The following is an 18,907-nucleotide window of genomic DNA, read 5'->3' on the forward strand; positions in this document are numbered from 1 at the left end:
GACTGTACGGTACATGATTGAATCGGAGGAGTGACGGACGATATGAATCATTCGCTGCAGCAGCAGTTTCTTGAGCCTTCGGACGAAAATACGCCGATCCCGTTCTGGTTTTGGAACGATACCCTCACGCCGGAGGAAATTTTACGGCAGATTGCCGATTTTGCGGAAAAAGGCGTGATGGGGTTCGTCGTCCATCCGCGGATCGGAATTCCCGAGTCGATTCCGTACTTGTCGGATATTTACATGGATCTGGTGGAAACGGCCGTCAAGGAAGCGGCTCGTCGCGGGATGACCGTAATTTTGTACGACGAGGCGATGTATCCGTCCGGCTCGGCCAAAGGGTTCGTCGTGCGGGAAAACCCCGCGTACGCAAGCCGCGGCCTGAAAATGGCCGAGCTGCCCTGCGGAGAGCCGGTGCAGCTGGCGGCCGTCCTCGGCGGCGGCGACGTGCTCGTTTCCGCGCAGGCGGTGAAGAAGCTGGGCGCGCAGCGAATCGACGGCACGGCGACGGTCGTGCTGGAGCCGAAAGGCGGTGCCGTCCGTTTCGAGCCGCCTGCCGGGGATGGCGAATGGTCGATCGCGCTGTTTATCGAAACGTTTTCCAAAGGCACGATCCGCGGCATCCATTTCGGGGAGGACGATCGCGAGCCGAACGCGCCGCCGTCCGCGGATTTGCTTAATCCGGAGGCGACCGCAACGTTCATCAGGTTAACGCACGACCGTTACTACGAAAGGCTCAAGCCGTATTTCGGCAGCACCGTCATCGCCATGTTCACCGATGAGCCGGACATACTCGGCAGACGGCATGCGAAGGGGCTTCACCCCTGGACGAACGGTTTTCTCGGAGCGTTTATGCGGGAAGGCGGCAAGGAGAGCGATTTGCCCGCGCTTTGGCTGGAGGCGGAACAGGCGGAAACGGTCCGTGCCTTATACCGCAAGGCGGTTCATAACCGGCTGATCGCCGCCTACTATAAGCCGCTCAGCGACTGGTGCGCGCAGCACGGCATAGCGCTGACCGGGCATCCGGCGGGCAGCGACGAGATCGGGCTGCTGGAGCATTTTCAGATCCCGGGACAGGACGTCGTGTGGCGCTGGGTTGCTCCGGAGGATGGATTGGCTTTGGAGGGTGTGCACAGCACAGCCGGCAAATGCTCCGCGGATGCGGCAAGGCACCGGGGAAGACGCCGCAACCTGAACGAGGTGCTGGGCGTTTGCTCGCCCGGGGGCGGCTGGGCGCTCAGCGGCGGCGACATGAAGTGGTACTTCGACTGGCTGTTCGTGCGCGGCGTCAATTTGATATGTCCGCATGCATTTTATTATTCGATCGACGGTCCGCGCCGGGTGAACGAACGCCCGCCGGACGTCGGGCCGAACAACATCTGGTGGCCGCATTACCGTCTTTTTGCCGACTACATCAAAAGAATGAGCTGGCTCATGACGGACAGCGCCAATGTGACGCCGATCGCCGTACTCAGCCGCGAAGACGGCTTATCCTGGCAGGCGGCGAAGCCGCTGTTTCAAAACCAGCGGGAATTCAATTATTTGGAAGAGAAGCTGCTTGTTTCCAAAGCGATCATTGAGGGCGGCACGATCCGTATCGCCGCCCAAGCCTACACCGTCTTGATCGTGGAAGACGGCGGTTATTGGCCGGAGGAAACGCATCAAGCTCTCCGGCGGTTTATCGCAGGCGGCGGGATCGTCATTGCGCTCGGCGGAAGCTTCGGGACAGCCGGATTGCCGGCAACGGAGCGCGCAGCCGATGCGGAGCGGCTTGTTCCGCTGCTGGATAAGCTTGTGCCCCGCGACCTCGTGCTGGAGCCGCCGTGCCGGGACATTCGGATGAGCCACGTCGTTAAGGATGGCAGCCATTTCTACGTGCTGGTGAACGAAGGCGAGCAGACGTACGAAGGAAGCGCGGTCTGGAGTGCTGAAGGGCACATAGAGCTTTGGGACCCGTGGGTAGGGGCGATTCGCCAAGCGGGTGCGAAGCGGGCGGAAAACGGCGTGAATGTGGCGGTGAAGCTGGAACGCAGGCAAAGCCTCGTATACCGGGTCGATCCGTCGGAGCCGCTTGCGGAGCTGCCGGATGCGGCGGCAGGTTCCACCATTAAAGGTACGATTGATCTGCCGGACGGATGGACCGGGACAGCGATTTCATTGCCCGGGAAATCGTTCGCCCTCGGATCGTGGACGGAACGGGAAGGGCTGGAGCATTTTTCCGGGACCGTCGAGTATACGAACACGTTCGTTTTGGATGCCCCCGAAGCAGCGGACCGCATCGTACTCGACTTGGGCGAAGTTCACGAAATGGTTGAACTGTCGGTCAACGGCCGGCATGTCGGGGTGAAGATGTGGCATCCGTATACGTTTGATATCCGCCCGTTCGTAAAGCCTGGCCGCAACGAGCTGCGCGCCGCCGTGACGAACAGCCTGGCATGCCGGATCGACCGCGTGAAGCTGCCGTCCGGACTTGTTGGACCGGTCTTCGTTACGGTTTACGAGCCGTAAAACCACGGGAGCGGCGCTGGCCATAAGCACCCGGCGGGCTAATCCGCATCCGGCTGCGCAAGCGCCGGTCCTGAACAATGAGCCGCCGCCGATACCTGGGAGTCCGGCCGACGAAGCGTTCCGTCGGACGGACTCTTGGGTGCTGCTATGCGCAATGTTGCCAGGTTAACGCGTTCGTATGGCTCGTGGGCCGAAATTTATTATAATAGCGGATCCCGCGTGCGTTATCTTCGGATAAATGGATACATCAAAAAAATAAAGGAACTGAGATGCGCCAAATTGCCGGAAAATGGCGCGAGTACCGAGCGAACAGACAAATAGATCATCTCAGTTCCGCTAATTTTCGAAAATATCCGAAATTGCCCCGTTTAGCGAACCATAGTTCCTCTATGGTCCCGCTTAACCTGAAAGCATTGGGCCAAGTCGTTGCGCTTATGGATGTGGAAAAACGCTTGAAAACCGCAACAAAACAAGTTTGTGCGTCTGCCGCGAAGTCGTCAACAGTAAATGCAAATAAAAACCAAATAGCGAATAAATTACCTCCTGGGAAACCAAATTAATGGTTATGAATGGAGGTAATTGCATTTTGGAGAAGACGATTTACGAATTAAATTACAACGACTGGTTTTCCATGCGCATGATGTCGGAACGGGAGCCGATGGAAGAGCTTGAATTCGATCTGGCGGCATTGGAGGCGGTGCTTGCGGACATGGTGCTTAGAGCGAAGAACCGGGAAAGGGAAGAAGACGGAAGCGAAACGAGAGCTTTATGGACGAAGGTTTTTACCCAGATCGGCATGGCTCTGCAAAATACGGAGCTAGGTCCCCTTACGGAGGAACAACCGCTCGATACCGTCATGCGGGTCGTTTCGCAGCTGAAGGGGGAGACGCCGTGAACGGTGCGGAAAAAGACGCCCCCATCTCACCGGCTTTTTTGCTCGAACACCTGCTTTCTTATATCCGGGAGGAAGATCAGATTGAATCGCTTGCATACGTGGCCCGGCTGAAAGACGGGACGATCAGTTCCGGGTGGACCGACATGCGATACACGGAAGTAATCGGGCTGTATGAGGTCGGGAAGCTGCAGACGGTAAAAGAAATGTGGAACGAGTGGACGCCCAGGTAATCCGGGGTGTATGCGCTATCGTCCCGGCTGCGGCCTCCGAAACGGGCTGTTTCCCCAGCATTATGGAGGGAAGCGGCTTTTTGCTTTTTTGCGGGAATTTCGTGCACGATGCGACGCGGCGGCTGTTTCGATCCAGTGCGAATTTTCAGTAGAGTTCCCGCTTCTTAATGGTATACTATGATATATGAAAGCGTTTTTCCGGAGAAGGCAGGGGAGCGGTGCATCGTGAGCAAAAGGGGATTTGTTGCATTGGCCTTGGCCGCGGCGTTCACATCCGGCTGTTTCGCAGCGGATTCCGGCGGTGCGGGACGGAAGGCGGAGGACGAAGCCGATGGTTCCGGACGCGAGCGGCAGGTGAAAGTGATGTTCGCCGAATCGGCCAATCAAAAAGTCAATAACGAAACGCCGATTCAAAGGGAAATTGCCGGCAGGACGCGGATGAACCTGGTCTATGAAGCGGTTCCGGCCAGCAACTTTAACGAAAAGAAAAGAACGGTTCTCGCCACGCAAAATTTGCCGGATATACTGCAAATCGACAAGCAGGATGCGAACGATTTTGCCTCGGCGGGCGTTTTCCTGCCCTTGATGGACTACATGCGGCAGGGGAAGCTGCCCCACTTTCAGACGCTGTGGGAGGCGACTCCCGGGCTGGACAGGCTGACGGTCGACGGCGAGCTGTACGGCTTTCCGGCGCTGGCGCGAGGGGAAGCCAAAAACGGCTTCGGTCCGGTGATCCGGAAGGATCTGCTGCTAAAGCATAACTTGCCGGAGCCTCGAACATTTGACGAGCTTCTGGATGTGCTTGCCCGGCTGAAAGAAATTTATCCGGGCTCCGTCCCCTGGTCGATCCGCAAGGGGACGGCGCAGCTGCTGGAAACTACGGCGTATATGCTTGGAAGCGGATTCAGGGCGGGCGGCGGCATTTATTTCGATCACGATGCGGCCGGCGGTGCTTACGTGTACGGGCCGGCGACTCCGGCCTTCAAGAAGGTGCTGGGTTACCTGAACAAAGCATACCGGATGGGCGTGCTTGATCCGGATTATGCGGTGTCTACGCAGCAGATGTGGACGGAGAAGCTGACGGGCGGGAAATCGTTTTTTTTCCTCGACAACAGCGGGTTCGGCTTGAATTTTACGCGGGATTTGCGAAGGCTGGAACCGGAAGGTACGTTTCAGGTCATTCCCGTTCCCGAATATGAGGACGGCAAAGCCCGGGCGCTGTATTATCCGTCAGCGGTTTCAGGCAAGATGTTCGCCGTCAGCGCCAAAGCGAAGGAGCCGGAGGAGCTCGTCAAGCTGATCGATTGGATGTATTCCGAGGAGGCTTTCAGGCTGATGAATTTTGGGGTCGAGGGCGTGCATTATACGCTGGATGACAAAGGGCGGCCGGAGTACCGGAAGGAATTCGTCAGCCGGTTTGCCGGCGCCGGACCGACTCCGTATTATGCGGTGTTTTCCGAGCTCGGGTGCTGCCAGCTCAGCTTTACGCCGTATTACTCGAACACGATGTCGCAGTTTCAAATCGAGAAGCTGACCGGCAGCTGGGACGGGCTGAACGATGAGTATTGGCGTATCGTGGGCAGCGATAAAGCGTACCGCGAGCCGGTCATCGACCCGCCTCTGACGAAGGCCGAGGCCGCCCGCGTGAAGGAGCTGAACATCCGCCTGAACACGATGCTGAACCGGGAGTTCGACAAATTCATCATGGGGCTGAAGCCTTTGGACGAATACGACAAGGTGATGCAAAAAGCCCGCGAGCTGGGGGGCGGCGAGCTTGAAGACATATACAACCAAGCGCTGAACCGCCTGCATAAGAAATAAGGGTTTGAGTTTTTCGGAAAGTAGGGATCGCACCGATGAGCATGCGGAATAACCCGCTGGCCGCCGGCAAGGAGAACCGGCTGTTCGTTAAAATATTGTTTTATTTTCTTTCCTTGCTGATTCCGATTATCATCACCGGAGTGTCTACGTATATGTACTCCGTGCAAATTATGAAAAAAGATTTTAACGAGCGGATCAAAACGAATCTGCAAAACGCGGCCGGCACGATGGACGCCAACCTGGAGTCGATTCAGGAAACGAGCCTCGATTTTTTCAACGACGATATGGTGCATATGCTGCTCATGCCGAAGGAGCAGATGAGCCTCGAGGTAAGAACGGAGATCTGGCGTCTGCCCCGCATCATTCAGCGCAACGAAAATATTATAAGCGATTTCACCGACCGCATGTTTGTATTCATCGACGACAAGGACGTGTATGTCAGCGGCGGGGTCAACCAGTTTCAATCGTTTTTCGGCAAAATGTACAAATACGATAAGTACGACGCGGCCTATTGGGCGGAGAAGCTGAAATCGGACAAATATATCGAGCTGCTCCCGGCTGCGGCAGTCAAACGGGAAGGCATTCATGACAAGCAGGTAGTCCCCATCGTCATCATGGACCGCATTCAGGACCATACCGCGGTCATGGTTTTGAACGTGGCGGTGGAAGCCATCGAGAACGTGCTGAAGGGCAGCGCGGTATTCGGTTCGACGCAATACGTCGTCGTGGACGGAAACGGGCAGCCGATTTACGATCCGCAGGGCTACACGAACGACCCTCTATTTTCCGGGATGCTTCGCGAACGGAAGCTTCCCGCCGCGGAAATGGAGCTGATGGGGAATAAATACGAGGTTGCCCGGGCGGAATCGGGACTTTACGGCTGGGAATACTACTCGCTCACACCGGCGGAAGAGTTTGCCCGCCATACGCGCGGCATTTTGCAGATGACGCTGATTCTTTGTCTGGTGCTGGTCGTGATGGGGGCGGCATTTGCCTTTATTTTCAGTTACCGCATATATAACCCGATCCGCAACATCCGCAACATTTTACTGGACCAAAGCGAGCTGTGGAACGACAGCGGAAAAGGCTATTCCGGCGCTCCTTCCAACGAATTTGAGCAGATCCAGCTGGGCATCCGCGGGCTGGCCGACCGTCATTTGAATTATAAAATGAAATACGACCGCAATACGAGCGACTATGTCGAGTCGTCCTTTCTTTTTCTGCTGAAGGGTCATACGCTTAATCAGGAGGAGATTTTGCGGGAAACGCTCCGCGCCGATTTCGGCTTCGACCGCAAGGGCTTCGTTTGCTGCGCCGTACATTTCGATCTGAAGGAGGCTTTTTACGAGAGCATTCCCGATACCGACCGGATCAACGTGATGAATGGAGTCAAGAAAATCGTCTGGACGCTGCTCGGGCGGCAGGCCCCGGCTTATGTGCTGGAATACCGGCAAAATCTGTTCGTCGGCATCGTCAATGCGGACGCGCCTGCGGATACGAAGCTGCTGCACCGGGCGTTCCGGGATTTGCTGGACATATTCCGCTACGACATCCACATGTATTACGATTTGACGGTCGGCATCGGAACGTTTTACGAGGGCATCAACGAGATCGGCGTTTCCTACAACGAAGCGATGACGGCGATCGGGAAAAGGAGCGCCGGGGAGCGATTCCAAATCGTCGACTCGGAACAGCTCCGGATTGAGCACCGTTTTTTGTATTCCTTTTTCGACGAACAAAAAATATTGAACCATCTCAAGCTGGGAAATGCCGAAAGCCTGCCTGCGATCATCGAAGATATCGTGGCTTCGAACATGAGGGAGGGCATTTCGTACGAGTATCTTCAGCTTCTGTTCAAGGAGCTGCAAACAACCGGCATTCGCTATTTGGCCGAACGGGGTGTGGACATCCGGAAGCTGCCGCTCGGCAGCCTGCCGGGGTTTTCCGCGGCGTCGGACCGTACGGAGCCGTTCGCGGCGGCGAAAGAGCTTCAGGGGGAAATTTTATCGTTTTACCGCCAAATCATCGAGGCGACGAAGCAGGAAAACAGCCCGAAATCGGGCAGCCTCGTGACGCTGATCGAGAAATATATCGAGGAAAACTATACGAAGGATTTGGGGTTGGAGCAGATCGCCGGGGAGATGGGGGTTTCCGTCAAATATGTGTCCCGGGTGTTCAAGGAGAAAACCGGCGTCAATTTGACAGATTTCATCAACCAGGTGCGCATGGAAAAAGCGAAAGGACTGCTGGCCGAAACGGATATGCGGGTGAACGACATCGCGGAGGCGATCGGCATTCCGAGCCGGACGACCTTTTTGCGCGTGTTCAAAAAAATGGAAGGCGTTTCCCCCAACGAATACCGCACGATTCATCGAAACCATATGACGTCTTAATCGGTAAGCCGCGGACTGCGAAGTCCGCGGCTTTTGTGCGCTTGGCAGCGCATCGTACTAACGGGTGAAAGTCCCGAGCGCACCGCGGGGTGGCGGAAGCGCATAGCCGACTGGTAGTGCTCTGGCCGTAAGGGAGGGTGCGGAGGATCAGAAGGCAAAACCCGGAACAGGCGGCATGAACCATGTTGGCTGGCGAAGCCGGATAACCCTGCAAGAGAAGGGGACGTCCTATACCACCATAGGCTTCGAAAGTTAGGAGGACTGGATTCGGGGGAAAGACGATGACGTGACCCAAGGAGGGCTTATCGTCTTCCGCATAGCGGTAAACTCTTTTCAAGGCTTATAGGGCTAAGACAGAATGATGGATGGTGAGCAGTCATACGAAGGGATAGTAGTGAGAAAGCTTGCCGGAAAAGCCGCAATGGCAAGTGAACCGACACCAACGTTGTCGGTGCAAGCTTAGACCCAAAAGGCAAAGACTTGGTGCGAAGCCCGGAACCGTGGAAGAAAAGCATAACCACCTAGGAAGCCGTCATGTGCCAGACAGAAGCCGGGGAGCCAAGAAGAGCGAAGAGCCGGGGCTGAACAAAAGGGTAGGCCGTCTGGGGCGGAGTACCGAAGGGGAACCGGAAAGGCTGAAAGATTAGCTATACGTCCGGAAACTGAAAGGGAAGGAACACGAGACATGAAGGAAGGAAAAGGAGAGGTAGGCTTTCGTGAGGGAGTAGAAGTCCCGAGAAAACGCAGATGGCACAGCCTCATCGACAAGATATGGGCGATGCCGAACCTTGAGGAGGCATTCCGGGAGGTCAAGCGCAACCGGGGAGCAGCGGGAGTAGACGGAGTGACCATAAAGGTATTCGAGAGTGAACTGGAGCGTAACTTAAGAACGCTTCAGCAGGAGCTGCGGGCGAAGGCATACAAGCCGATGCCGGTCAGGCGCATGTACATTTCCAAGGAAAATGGGGGTCAAAGGCCGCTCGGGATACCCGCAATTCGCGATCGCGTAGTACAGGCGGCGACCCGCCGAATCCTCGAACCGATTTACGAGGCGACATTTATGGAGTGTAGTTTTGGGTTTCGCCCGGGACGCAGTGCACACATGGCGCTGGAGAACATTCGGAAAGATCTCATGGATGGATACGTTTATGTGATCGACGCCGACCTGAAATCGTATTTCGATCTCATTCCACATGACAAGTTGCTTAAGGCCGTCAAGGAAGAAGTGGTGGATGGTAGTGTCCTAAAGCTCATAGAAAGCTTCTTAAAGTCCGGAGTCATGGAGAACGGAAGTTTTCACCTGAACGAGCAAGGAAGTCCACAGGGTGGGGTTATTAGTCCGCTTTTGGCGAATATCTACCTAAACCCGCTGGATAAGCTCATGACTGAACGGAAGCACCGTATAACACGGTACGCCGATGATTTTGTGATCTGCTGCAAATCCCAAAAGGGGGCAGAGAGGGTACTCCAAGGTGTTATTCGTCTACTGGAACAAGAGCTTGGGCTCAAAGTACACCCGGAGAAAACCAAGATCGTGAACAACTTGGAACAGTCCTTTATGTTCCTAGGTCATGAGTTTAAACCGGGATTTTGGGTTACTCCATCCTCGAAAGCCAAACAGAAATTTAAAGAACGCGTGAAAGCAATTACGCGGCGGAACCAAACGGTGAATGTGGAACAGCTGATCCGAAAGAAGTTGAATCCATATTTACGTGGATGGGGTAGCTATTTTGGCTGGGGCAACGTAGGAAGTCTGATGAGAGAGTACGATGCATGGATAAGGAGAAGGCTCCGGATGGTACAGTTGCGGAGCTGGAAAAAAGCCGAAGAACTTCTACAGGGCACTAAGAAAGAATAAGTGGAGGGGAGAGCTTCCCAAGATGCGTATGTTCGCATGGAGAAGCTCGCTATCCAAGCCAGCCAGTGTTGCAATGCCAAACGATTGGTTCAGAGAAAGAGGTCTCGTTTTTCTCGTAGACATCTATAATGAACATCATCCCCAGCGGGGATAAGCGCGGAGGAGCCGGATGCGATGACCCGCACGTCCGGTTCTGTGAGAGGCCCATGAATTCATTCATGGGCCTACTCGATTGCGCGGCATGTGGGAAATTCGGACAGCGGGAGAAATCTGAATCAAACCGCGGCGAGTGAGAAAATTGCATCACCCACGCCCTACATCGGTGCTTTTCACGCCGGACGGCCGCTCCCTATAATAAGGCTCAGCGGGCGGATGCGATTCCGCCCGGCGGCCGGACGACGGGGCATGCACCGAATATCCGGCCGCAGGGAACAGGGGGGATTGTTATTCGAGAGCAGGGAGTCAGGCCGCTCACGGCCGTCGGCCGGACCGGAGCGAGCCATCCGGTCATCCGCGGGATAACGAGAAGCAAATATTTGTACATGATTTTTTTTGTTCCGTTTTGCTACTACGTTATTTTTCATTACTGGCCGATGTACGGGATCAGCATCGCTTTCAAGGATTACAACATCGTCAAAGGCATTTCGGGCAGCCCCTGGGTCGGCCTGCAGCATTTCGAGAAGTTTTTGAAAGATCCGTATTTCTGGAAGCTGGTTCGCAATACGCTGCTCATCAACGTCTACGAGCTGATCTGGGCGTTTCCGGCTCCGATCGTGCTGGCGCTGATGCTGAATGAGGTGAAAAATCAGCTGTTCCGGCGCGTCGTTCAAAGCATCAGCTATTTGCCGCATTTTATTTCGACGGTGGTCGTTTGCGGCATGATCGTCAACTTTTTGTCCACGGACGGGCTCATCAATCAAGTGGTGCAGTGGTTCGGCCATGAGCCGGTCAAATTTTTGATGATGCCGGAATGGTTCCGGACGATCTTTGTCGCTTCGGGCATTTGGCAAAACGTCGGCTGGGGTTCGATCATTTATTTGGCAGCGCTTACGGCGGTGGACGTGGAATTGTACGACGCGGCGAAAATCGACGGCGCCAACCGCTGGCAGCAGCTGCTCAGCATCACGCTGCCCGGCATCGCGCCGACGATCTCGATCATGCTCATTCTGAACCTGGGCAGGCTGATGTCGATCGGCTTCGAGAAAATCATCCTGCTGTACAACGGCTCCACCTACGAAACGGCGGATGTCATCTCCACCTTCGTGTACCGCAGAGGGCTGCTGGGCAGCGATTTCAGCTACGCGACGGCGGTCGAGCTGTTCCAGGCGGCGGTCGGGCTCGTGCTGCTGTACGGTGCGAACCGGGCTTCGAAAAAAATCAGCCAAACCGGGCTTTGGTAAAGGGTGACCGCTTATGAGCAAACGACGCGTTTCCTTCGGCTCCAGATTATTCGACGGCGTCATTATCGCAGCGCTGATCGCGCTCGTTTTCGTTACGCTGTATCCGATGTATTACATTTTCATCGTGTCGATCAGCGACGGCAGCGCGGTCAACCGCGGGCTGGTCAAATTCATCCCGCACGATGTGACGCTGGAAGCGTACAAAATCATTTTTAAAAACAAGGACATTTGGAACGCCTACCGCAATACGCTGCTCTACACGACGGTCGGCACGGCCATCAACGTCGTGCTGTCGGCGATGTGCGCCTTTTCGCTATCGCGCAAGGACATGTACGGGCGGAGTTTCTTTATCTTCATCATCGCCTTCACGATGTTTCTGAGCGGAGGGCTCATTCCGACGTATCTGGTCGTGCAGAAGCTGGGGCTGATCGATACGATGTGGGCGATCGTGCTGCCTCCGGCAATCAACACGTTCAACATGATCATCATGAAAACGTTCTTCGAAGGCATCCCGGTTTCGCTGCAGGAATCGGCGTTTTTGGACGGGGCGAACGATATCCAGATTTTGGCCCGGATCATCATGCCACTGTCGATGCCGATCATCGCCACAATGGTGCTGTTTTACGCGGTCCATCACTGGAACAGCTTTTTCCCGTCGCTGCTTTATTTGAACAGCAAGGACATGTATCCGGTGCAGGTGCTGCTGCGGAATATCGTCATCGCCGGCGAATTCGCCGACCAGCAGGGGGAGATCGGCAGCGTCGGCTCGGGCTTCCGGGTCGTCGCGGCCAACTACAAATACGCGGTGATCATCATCTCCGTCGTGCCGATATTGGCGGTATACCCTTATTTGCAAAAGTATTTTGCCAAAGGGGTTATGATCGGCGCTCTGAAGGGCTGAAAATTTCAATATGGAGGAGGAACTGGCATGGCGAAAAAATGGAAAAAAGCGGCGGGCTTATCGGCAGCAAGCGTGATTTTGGCCGCGGGCCTTGCCGCCTGCGGAGGCGGAAACGGCTCGTCCCCGGCGCCTGGGAGCAAAACGGAAGGAACCGGCGGACAAGCGGCCGCCCCTGCGGGAGGAAAGCTGTCCGACAAAGAGCGTACGGTGAAGGTGGTGTTTTCCGAAGCGGCGAACCAGCCGGTGAAAAACAACTCGCCGATTCAGCAGGAAATTTTGAAGCGCACGGGCATCAAGCTCGAATTCGAGACGGTGCCGGGGAGCAATTACAACGATAAGAAGAAAACGCTGATCGCGACCAATAACCTGCCGGACATTATCCAGGTGGAGAAACAGGATCTGAACGATTTCGGCTCGACCGGGGTATTCCTGCCGCTTACGGATTACATGAAGAAAGGGCTGATGCCCAATTTCAAAAAGATTTGGGACGCGAACCCCGATATGGTCAAAATGACCGTGGACGGCGAGCTGTACGCCTTTCCCGCCGTCGCCCGAAACGAAGCGAAAAACGGCTTCGGGCCGGTTATCCGCGAGGACCTGCTGAAGAAACACCAGCTCGCCGCCCCGAAAACGTTCGATGAGCTTCTTACCGTGCTCGGCAAGCTGAAGGAGCTGTACCCGGAATCGCGGCCATGGTCGACGCGCAACGGTACCCAGCAGCTGCTGGCGACGGGCAGCTACATGCTCGGCAGCGGCTACAGCAAAGGAAACGGGATGTATTTCGACAAGGACGCGGACGGCGGCAAATATGTGTACGGCCCGGCGACGCCGGCTTTCAAAAACGTGCTCGCCTATTTTAACAAAGCGTACAAAATGGGCGTGCTCGACCCGGACTATGCGGTGGCTACCCAGCAGCAGTGGGTGGAGAAGCTGACCAGCGGCAAGTCGTTTTTCATGCTCGACAACAGCGGCTTCGGGCTCAACTACACGCGGGATTTGCGGAAAACGCAGCCGGACGCCAAGTTCCAGGTGCTGCCGATTCCCGAATATGCGCCGGGCAAGGCGCGTGCCAATTTCTACGCCACTGTGTTCACAGGCAAGGCGTTTGCGATCAGCGCGAAGGCGAAGGACCCCGAGCTGCTCGTCAAGCTGATCGACTGGATGTACTCGGAGGAGGCGTCGAACCTGATGAACTTCGGGATCGAAGGCGTCCATTATACGAAGGATGAGAAAGGGCAGCCGAAGTTCAAGGAGGATTACGTGGCGAAATTCAAAAACGCGACGCCGACGCCGTACTATGCGATCTATTCCGATCTCGGATGCTGCCAGCTCAGCTTTACGCCGCATTACACCAATACAATGACGCAATTTCAGATTGAAAAGCTGTCCGGAAACTGGGATGCTTTAAACGAGGAGTACTGGAACATTATCGCGGGCGACAAGGCTTACGTCGAACCGGTCATGGATCCGCCGCTCACCAAGCAGGAAGCGTCCCGCGTCAAAGAGCTGAACGTTACTCTCAATACGATGCTCGATCAGGAATACGACAAGTTTATTATGGGCGTCAAAAAAATCGACGAATATGACGCGGTCATCAAAAAAGCGAGAGATATGGGCGCGGGCGAGCTGGAGAAAATTTACAACGATGCGTTGGCGCGGCTGAAAAAGTAGCAGGTCGAAAATAACGGGCAGCGTATGCGTGAATAAAAGGGGCGCATTGCATGCCGATCTCCGGAGGTGGAGGAATGAGAGAATCCGGCGCATGGCAGCGGTTGAAGACGAGCTTTGAAAATCCGCCTGTGGAGGCCCGGTCCGCGCCGTTTTGGGCGTGGAACGATAATTTGCAAAAGGACGAATTGGTGAGGCAAATCGAGGATATGAAGGAGATGGGCATCGGCGGCTTTTTCATGCACGCCCGCGACGGCCTGGAAACGGAGTACATGGGCGAAGAGTGGATGGAGGCGGTGGACATCTCCGCACAGACGGCGGAGAGGCTCGGCATGAAGGCGTGGATGTACGACGAGGACCGCTGGCCTTCGGGTTCCGTAGGTGGCGTCGTTCCTTCGCTTGGCGACGAATACCGCTCGAAGGGGCTTACGATCGAGGTCACGCGGGAGGCGGCCGCGCCGGACGGGCAGACGGTCGCCCTGTTCAAAGCCCGCATCGATGGAATGGACATATCCGGCTGCGAGCGGCTTCCGCTGAACGCGGAGCCGCAGCTGCAGGAGGACGAGGCGCTGCTTGTTTTCCGCGTCGAGGTATCCGCTCCGAGCGAGTGGTTCAACGGCCAGGCGCCGCCGGACAGCTTGAACGAAAATACGGTCCGCGAGTTTATCCGGCGGACGCATGAGGTGTACAAACGGCGCGTCGGCCATCATTTCGGTCGGGCTATCGAAGGCATTTTCACCGACGAGCCGAGCGTGAACGACCGCCACTGCAAATTTACGGACGGCAGAGGCTGGATTCCATGGACGTACACGTTCCCGGAATTTTTCGAAGCGCGCCGGGGATATGCGGTTTGGGATGTGCTGCCGTATATCTTTTTCAACGGCGAGCTGTCGTCGATGGCGCGGCACGATTATTGGCGGACCGTTTCCGAGAAATTTACGGAGGCGTTCACGAAGCAGCTGTACGACTGGTGCGGGCAAAACGGGCTCGCATTCACGGGCCATTATTTGCAAGAGGATAAGCTGGGGCTCGGCACCCGCGTGTGCGGGGCGATCATGCCCCATTACCGGTATCAGCATGTGCCCGGCATCGACATCTTATGTGAGCGGACCGACGAGCATATGACGGTCAAACAGTGCACGAGCGTCGCCAATCAATACGGCCGAAAGCGCGTGATCAGCGAAACGTACGGCTGCGCGGGCTGGGAGTTCACGTTCGAGGGCCAAAAATGGATCGGCGACTGGCAGTACGTGCTTGGCGTCAACTTCCGCTCCCAGCATTTGGCTTTGTATTCGATCAAAGGCTGCAGGAAGCGGGACTACCCGCCGGTATTCAATTACAACACGTCGTGGTGGAAATACAGCCGCGTGGTGGAGGATTACTTCGCCCGGCTCGGCGCGGTCCTGTCCGAAGGAGAAGCGGTGCGGGACGTGCTTGTGCTGCATCCGGCTTCAACCGCCTGGTCGATGCTCGGAGCGAACCCTTACGGCATCCCGAATCGCGGCCGCGACCGCGATATTCCCGGGATTAACCGGTACGGCGACGAGTTCAACCGGTTTCTGCGCATGCTGCTCGGAGCGCATCACGATTTCGATCTCGGCGACGAGACGATTTTGGCCGAGGTCGGGGCCGTGCGCGAAGACAGGCTGCATGTGAACCTGGCCGCATACAAGGTCGTCGTGCTGCCGCCGGTGAAGACGATGCTGCGCAGCACGTTCGAGCTGCTCCTGCAGTTTGCGGATGCCGGCGGGCGGATCATCGCCGTGTCCCCGCTTCCGGCGCTGATCGAAGGGCGCGGCGCTGCGGAGGAGCTGAGCCGGCTGCTGCAGCATCCCGGCACCGCAATCGTCCGCGAGGAGGAGGAGGCCGTCCGCGAGCTGGACCGGCTCGCTCCGCGGCGCGTATCGATCCGCGGAAAGCACGGCGCGGAGCAGCCGGAACTGTTGTACTTGCTGCGGCGCGCGGACGACTGCCATACGTTGTTTGTCGTGAACAACGACAGGGAACAAAGCCGCGATGTGCTCATTGAGACCGCTGCCGTCGGGCAGGTGGAGGAATGGGACGCGCTGACGGGAGAGGTAAAGCCGGTCCGGGCCTGGCTCGCCCAGGGCAAGCTGCGCTTCCGCGCGGCGTTCGGCCCCGCCGGCTCCAAGCTGTACGTGATCCGGCCGGGCACGCTGCCTGAGGCTCCGCCTGCGGAGCCGATCCTATTCCATGACCGCGATATATACGCCGCATTCGGCCCATCCTTTCGTTTCAGGCGGACGATGCCCAATGTGCTGACGCTCGATGTATGCTCCTATCGGATCGGAGACGAAGCGTGGTCCGCGGGGATGGAGGTTTGGCAGGCACAGCGCGAAATCCGGCAGCGGCTCGGGATGAATCAGGTTTACTACAACGGCGGCGTGCAGCGCTACAAATGGATCGGCCATGCCCATCCGAAGGACGGCACATACGTGGAGCTGCAGTTCGATTTCCATGTCAGCGAGGTTCCGGCCGGGGTTACGGCGCTCGTTGTGGAAAACGCGGAGCGCTTCCGCATCCGGCTTAACGGGGAAGAGGTGGATGCGGCGGCCGACGGCTGGTACATCGACCGGGCGTTTGACCGGATTCCGTTACCGGGGCTTCGTCAAGGGCCGAACTCGATCGTTTTATCCGGCGCTTATACCCAGGACATCGAGCTGGAGGACATATACCTGATCGGCGATTTCGGAGTGAGCGCGGAGCGGGTGGTAACCGCCGAGCCGCAGCGGATGCATTCGGGCGATTGGTGCCTGCAAGGATATTTTCATTACTGCGGCAGCATGATTTATGAAGCGGATTACGAGCATGAGCCGGAGGAAGGGTACCGGGCCGTGCTGACGCTGGGGAGCTTCTCGGCAGTGACGGCCCTGGTCCGGGTGAACGGGCGGACGGCCGGACACATTCCGTGGAAGGCGGCCGACGGACTTGACGTGACCGGATACCTTGAGAAAGGGCACAACGTTTTCGAGCTTGAGGTCATGGGCAGCCCGCGCAACGTGTTCGGACCTTTTCACCAGGCGCGGGGCAGGACCCCCGTCACCGAATGGCATTCTTTCCGGAGGGAAGGGACGGAGCATACTCGCGGATACATCGTTCACCCTTACGGGTTGATGGATCAGGTGCGACTGCTTCGTCTTCCGAAAACCGATTAACCGCACAGGAGGTTGTTCGCATGACTACGGGTACGATCGCCCAAGGGGTTTGGCCGACGATGGTCACTCCGTTTACCGGCAACAATGAAATCGACTACGCCGCATTGGAGCAAATGATCGAGTGGTACATCGGGCACGGCGTGGCGGGTTTGTTTGCCGTCTGCCAATCCAGCGAGATGTTTACCCTCTCCCTGCGGGAGAGGGTGGACCTCGCCCGGTTCGTGCAGCGGCAATCGGCCGGGCGCGTGCAGGTCATAGCTTCGGGGCATATTTCCGAAACGATCGAGGAACAGATCGCCGAGCTTAACGAGATGGCCGGGACAGGAGTCCGGGCCGTCGTGCTCGTCAGCAACCGGCTGGCCGCGCAGGACGAACCGGACGATGTCTGGAAGCGAAACGCCGAGCGGCTGCTAAGCTCCGTTCCGGATACCGCGTTTGGCATATACGAATGTCCGTATCCGTACAAAAGGCTTATGAGCCCGGAGCTTCTCAGATGGTGCGCGGACACAGGCCGCTTTTTATTTCTGAAGGATACGTGCTGCGATACCGAACAAATCGGCCGCAAGCTGGAAGCGGCGGGCCGCAGCCGGCTGAACCTGTACAACGCCAACTCGGCCACGCTGCTGGAAAGCGTTCGCCTCGGCGCGCACGGGTACAGCGGGGTGATGGCGAATTTTCATCCCGACCTATACGTATGGCTGCTTCGCCATTGGCGGGACCAGCCGGAAAAGGCGGAAAAGCTGCAGGCGTTCCTCGGTCTGTCGTCCGTCATCGAATGCCGGCATTATCCGGTGAGCGCCAAATACGCCTTGGCCCTTGAGGGCATTCCGATCAAGCTGCATACCCGCAGCATAGGGGCGGACCGGCTGACCTACGCAAGCCGGCGCGAAGTGGAGCAGCTGTATGCGATGACCGGGTTGTACCGGGAACAATTTATACTTTGAGGTGTGTTCAAAAAGCGACGTACCTTTTTGAAAACGACTTTACCTGGAGGAGCCGCCAAATATGAAGCTGATCCAAGCTGCCAAACAATTTCTGTTCGAAGACGACCGGCCGTTTCGAAACTGCCACGCTTCCACCATTGTGGCGTTTCCGAACGGCGACCTGCTCGTCGCTTATTTTGCCGGATCGAAGGAAGGAGCTCCGGATGTGGCGATATGGTGTTCGCGAAGAACGAACGGCATATGGTCGAAGCCTTATGTCGCCGCGGACGAGGAAGGGCTCGTTCATTGGAATCCGGTGCTGTTTCGCAAAGACGACGGGCAAATCGTGCTGCATTACAAGGTCGGGCACCCGATCCCGAAATGGCGCACGCGCGTCGTCGTCTCGGATGACGGAGGTCTTACGTGGAGCGAGCCGTCCGAGCTCGTGCCGGGCGATGTCGGAGGACGGGGGCCGGTGAAAAACAAGCTCATCCGGCTTCATGACGGAACGTGGCTCGCCCCCGCTTCCCTCGAGGGCGACGTATGGGACGCGTTCGTCGATATTTCTCACGACGAGGGGAAGACGTGGACGGCCAGCGCGCCGGTGCCGGTCGATCGCGAAAGCCGCTTGCCGGGACCGCATACGGTGCGGGGCAAAGGGCTCATTCAGCCGACCTTGTGGGAGTCGGAGCCGGGGCACGTGCATATGCTGACGCGAAGCACGGCCGGGTTCATCTACCGCAGCGACTCGACCGACGCGGGGCGCACCTGGTGTCCGGCCTACAGAACGTATTTGCCCAACAACAACAGCGGCATCGATCTGGCCCGGATGGACGACGGCACGCTCGTGCTGGCCTACAATCCCGTCGGCATGTACCGGGGCCCGCGGATGCCGCTTCTGCTCAGCGCGTCGCGCGACAACGGGGAGACGTGGGAGGAGCTGAAGGTGCTCGAAGGAGAATACGTTTCGTATACGCTGCCTTACGAATATGGTGAGTATTCGTATCCGGCCGTCATCAGCGACGGCAATCGGATATACGTGACATATACATGGAGACGGGAACGAATCGTATGCTGGTCTCTCGAGCTGGAGCTGTAAGCGCGGGAGGCGGCGCTGCGGCTTCCGAATAACAA

Annotated in this window: 12 protein-coding genes; all 12 read left to right on the forward strand. The window is 57.0% G+C overall.

The features are described from left to right. The first annotated feature begins 42 nt into the window (after positions 1-42). The 12 genes from MYS68_RS02900 (at position 43) to MYS68_RS02955 (ending at position 18,872) form a co-directional block, all read left to right on the forward strand. Positions 43-2,508: a glycosylhydrolase-like jelly roll fold domain-containing protein gene (locus MYS68_RS02900; RefSeq protein WP_248924381.1), complete on the forward strand. Its 2,466-nt coding sequence runs from the start codon at positions 43-45 to the stop codon at positions 2,506-2,508. A 586-nt stretch (positions 2,509-3,094) separates the two neighbouring features. Further along, on the forward strand, positions 3,095-3,403 hold the full coding sequence (locus MYS68_RS02905) for a hypothetical protein (protein WP_248924382.1): 309 nt from the start codon (positions 3,095-3,097) through the stop codon (positions 3,401-3,403). Next, complete coding sequence (locus tag MYS68_RS02910) at positions 3,400-3,633, forward strand: hypothetical protein (RefSeq protein WP_248924383.1); 234 nt, start codon at positions 3,400-3,402, stop codon at positions 3,631-3,633. The genes MYS68_RS02905 and MYS68_RS02910 overlap by 4 nt, the downstream gene beginning before the upstream one ends. 225 nt (positions 3,634-3,858) lie before the next feature. Beyond that, on the forward strand, positions 3,859-5,454 hold the full coding sequence (locus MYS68_RS02915; RefSeq protein WP_248924384.1) for an extracellular solute-binding protein: 1,596 nt from the start codon (positions 3,859-3,861) through the stop codon (positions 5,452-5,454). A 35-nt stretch (positions 5,455-5,489) separates the two neighbouring features. Next, on the forward strand, positions 5,490-7,847 hold the full coding sequence (locus tag MYS68_RS02920) for a helix-turn-helix domain-containing protein (protein ID WP_248924385.1): 2,358 nt from the start codon (positions 5,490-5,492) through the stop codon (positions 7,845-7,847). 685 nt (positions 7,848-8,532) lie between these two features. Next, positions 8,533-9,705: a group II intron reverse transcriptase/maturase gene (gene ltrA / locus MYS68_RS02925; RefSeq protein ID WP_248924386.1), complete on the forward strand. Its 1,173-nt coding sequence runs from the start codon at positions 8,533-8,535 to the stop codon at positions 9,703-9,705. 542 nt (positions 9,706-10,247) lie between these two features. Beyond that, a complete protein-coding gene (locus tag MYS68_RS02930; protein WP_248924387.1) occupies positions 10,248-11,105 on the forward strand; it encodes an ABC transporter permease in 858 nt (285 codons plus the stop codon). 13 nt (positions 11,106-11,118) lie between these two features. Continuing rightward, the gene (locus MYS68_RS02935) at positions 11,119-12,006 is read left to right on the forward strand and encodes a carbohydrate ABC transporter permease (RefSeq protein ID WP_248924388.1); all 888 of its coding nucleotides are present in this window, start codon (positions 11,119-11,121) and stop codon (positions 12,004-12,006) included. A gap of 27 nt (positions 12,007-12,033) precedes the next feature. Then, positions 12,034-13,677 (forward strand): extracellular solute-binding protein, encoded by a 1,644-nt coding sequence (locus MYS68_RS02940; RefSeq protein WP_248924389.1) that lies wholly within the window; start codon positions 12,034-12,036, stop codon positions 13,675-13,677. Between the two features lie 74 nt (positions 13,678-13,751). Continuing rightward, positions 13,752-16,850, forward strand: coding sequence for a glycosyl hydrolase (locus MYS68_RS02945; RefSeq protein ID WP_248924390.1), 3,099 nt, complete (start codon positions 13,752-13,754; stop codon positions 16,848-16,850). Positions 16,851-16,870: 20 nt separating this feature from the next. Next, positions 16,871-17,794: a dihydrodipicolinate synthase family protein gene (locus MYS68_RS02950; protein ID WP_248924391.1), complete on the forward strand. Its 924-nt coding sequence runs from the start codon at positions 16,871-16,873 to the stop codon at positions 17,792-17,794. 61 nt (positions 17,795-17,855) lie between these two features. Further along, positions 17,856-18,872 carry a sialidase family protein gene (locus MYS68_RS02955; RefSeq protein ID WP_248924392.1) on the forward strand — a complete coding sequence of 339 codons (1,017 nt, stop codon included), beginning with the start codon at positions 17,856-17,858 and terminating at the stop codon, positions 18,870-18,872. Positions 18,873-18,907 lie beyond the last annotated feature (35 nt).

Origin of the sequence: Paenibacillus hamazuiensis (assembly GCF_023276405.1) — a bacterium.
GTDB classification, from domain to species: Bacteria; Bacillota; Bacilli; order Paenibacillales; family NBRC-103111; genus Paenibacillus_AF; species Paenibacillus_AF hamazuiensis.

Bases quoted from the DNA above. Each gene is read 5' to 3' on its own strand.
- MYS68_RS02940 (WP_248924389.1), top strand. From the start codon at position 12,034: ATGGCGAAAAAATGGAAAAAAGCGGCGGGCTTATCGGCAGCAAGCGTG.
- MYS68_RS02955 (WP_248924392.1), top strand. From the start codon at position 17,856: ATGAAGCTGATCCAAGCTGCCAAACAATTTCTGTTCGAAGACGACCGG.
- MYS68_RS02900 (WP_248924381.1), top strand. From the start codon at position 43: ATGAATCATTCGCTGCAGCAGCAGTTTCTTGAGCCTTCGGACGAAAAT.
- MYS68_RS02920 (WP_248924385.1), top strand. From the start codon at position 5,490: ATGAGCATGCGGAATAACCCGCTGGCCGCCGGCAAGGAGAACCGGCTG.
- MYS68_RS02930 (WP_248924387.1), top strand. From the start codon at position 10,248: ATGATTTTTTTTGTTCCGTTTTGCTACTACGTTATTTTTCATTACTGG.
- MYS68_RS02935 (WP_248924388.1), top strand. From the start codon at position 11,119: ATGAGCAAACGACGCGTTTCCTTCGGCTCCAGATTATTCGACGGCGTC.
- ltrA (WP_248924386.1), top strand. From the start codon at position 8,533: ATGAAGGAAGGAAAAGGAGAGGTAGGCTTTCGTGAGGGAGTAGAAGTC.
- MYS68_RS02945 (WP_248924390.1), top strand. From the start codon at position 13,752: ATGAGAGAATCCGGCGCATGGCAGCGGTTGAAGACGAGCTTTGAAAAT.
- MYS68_RS02950 (WP_248924391.1), top strand. From the start codon at position 16,871: ATGACTACGGGTACGATCGCCCAAGGGGTTTGGCCGACGATGGTCACT.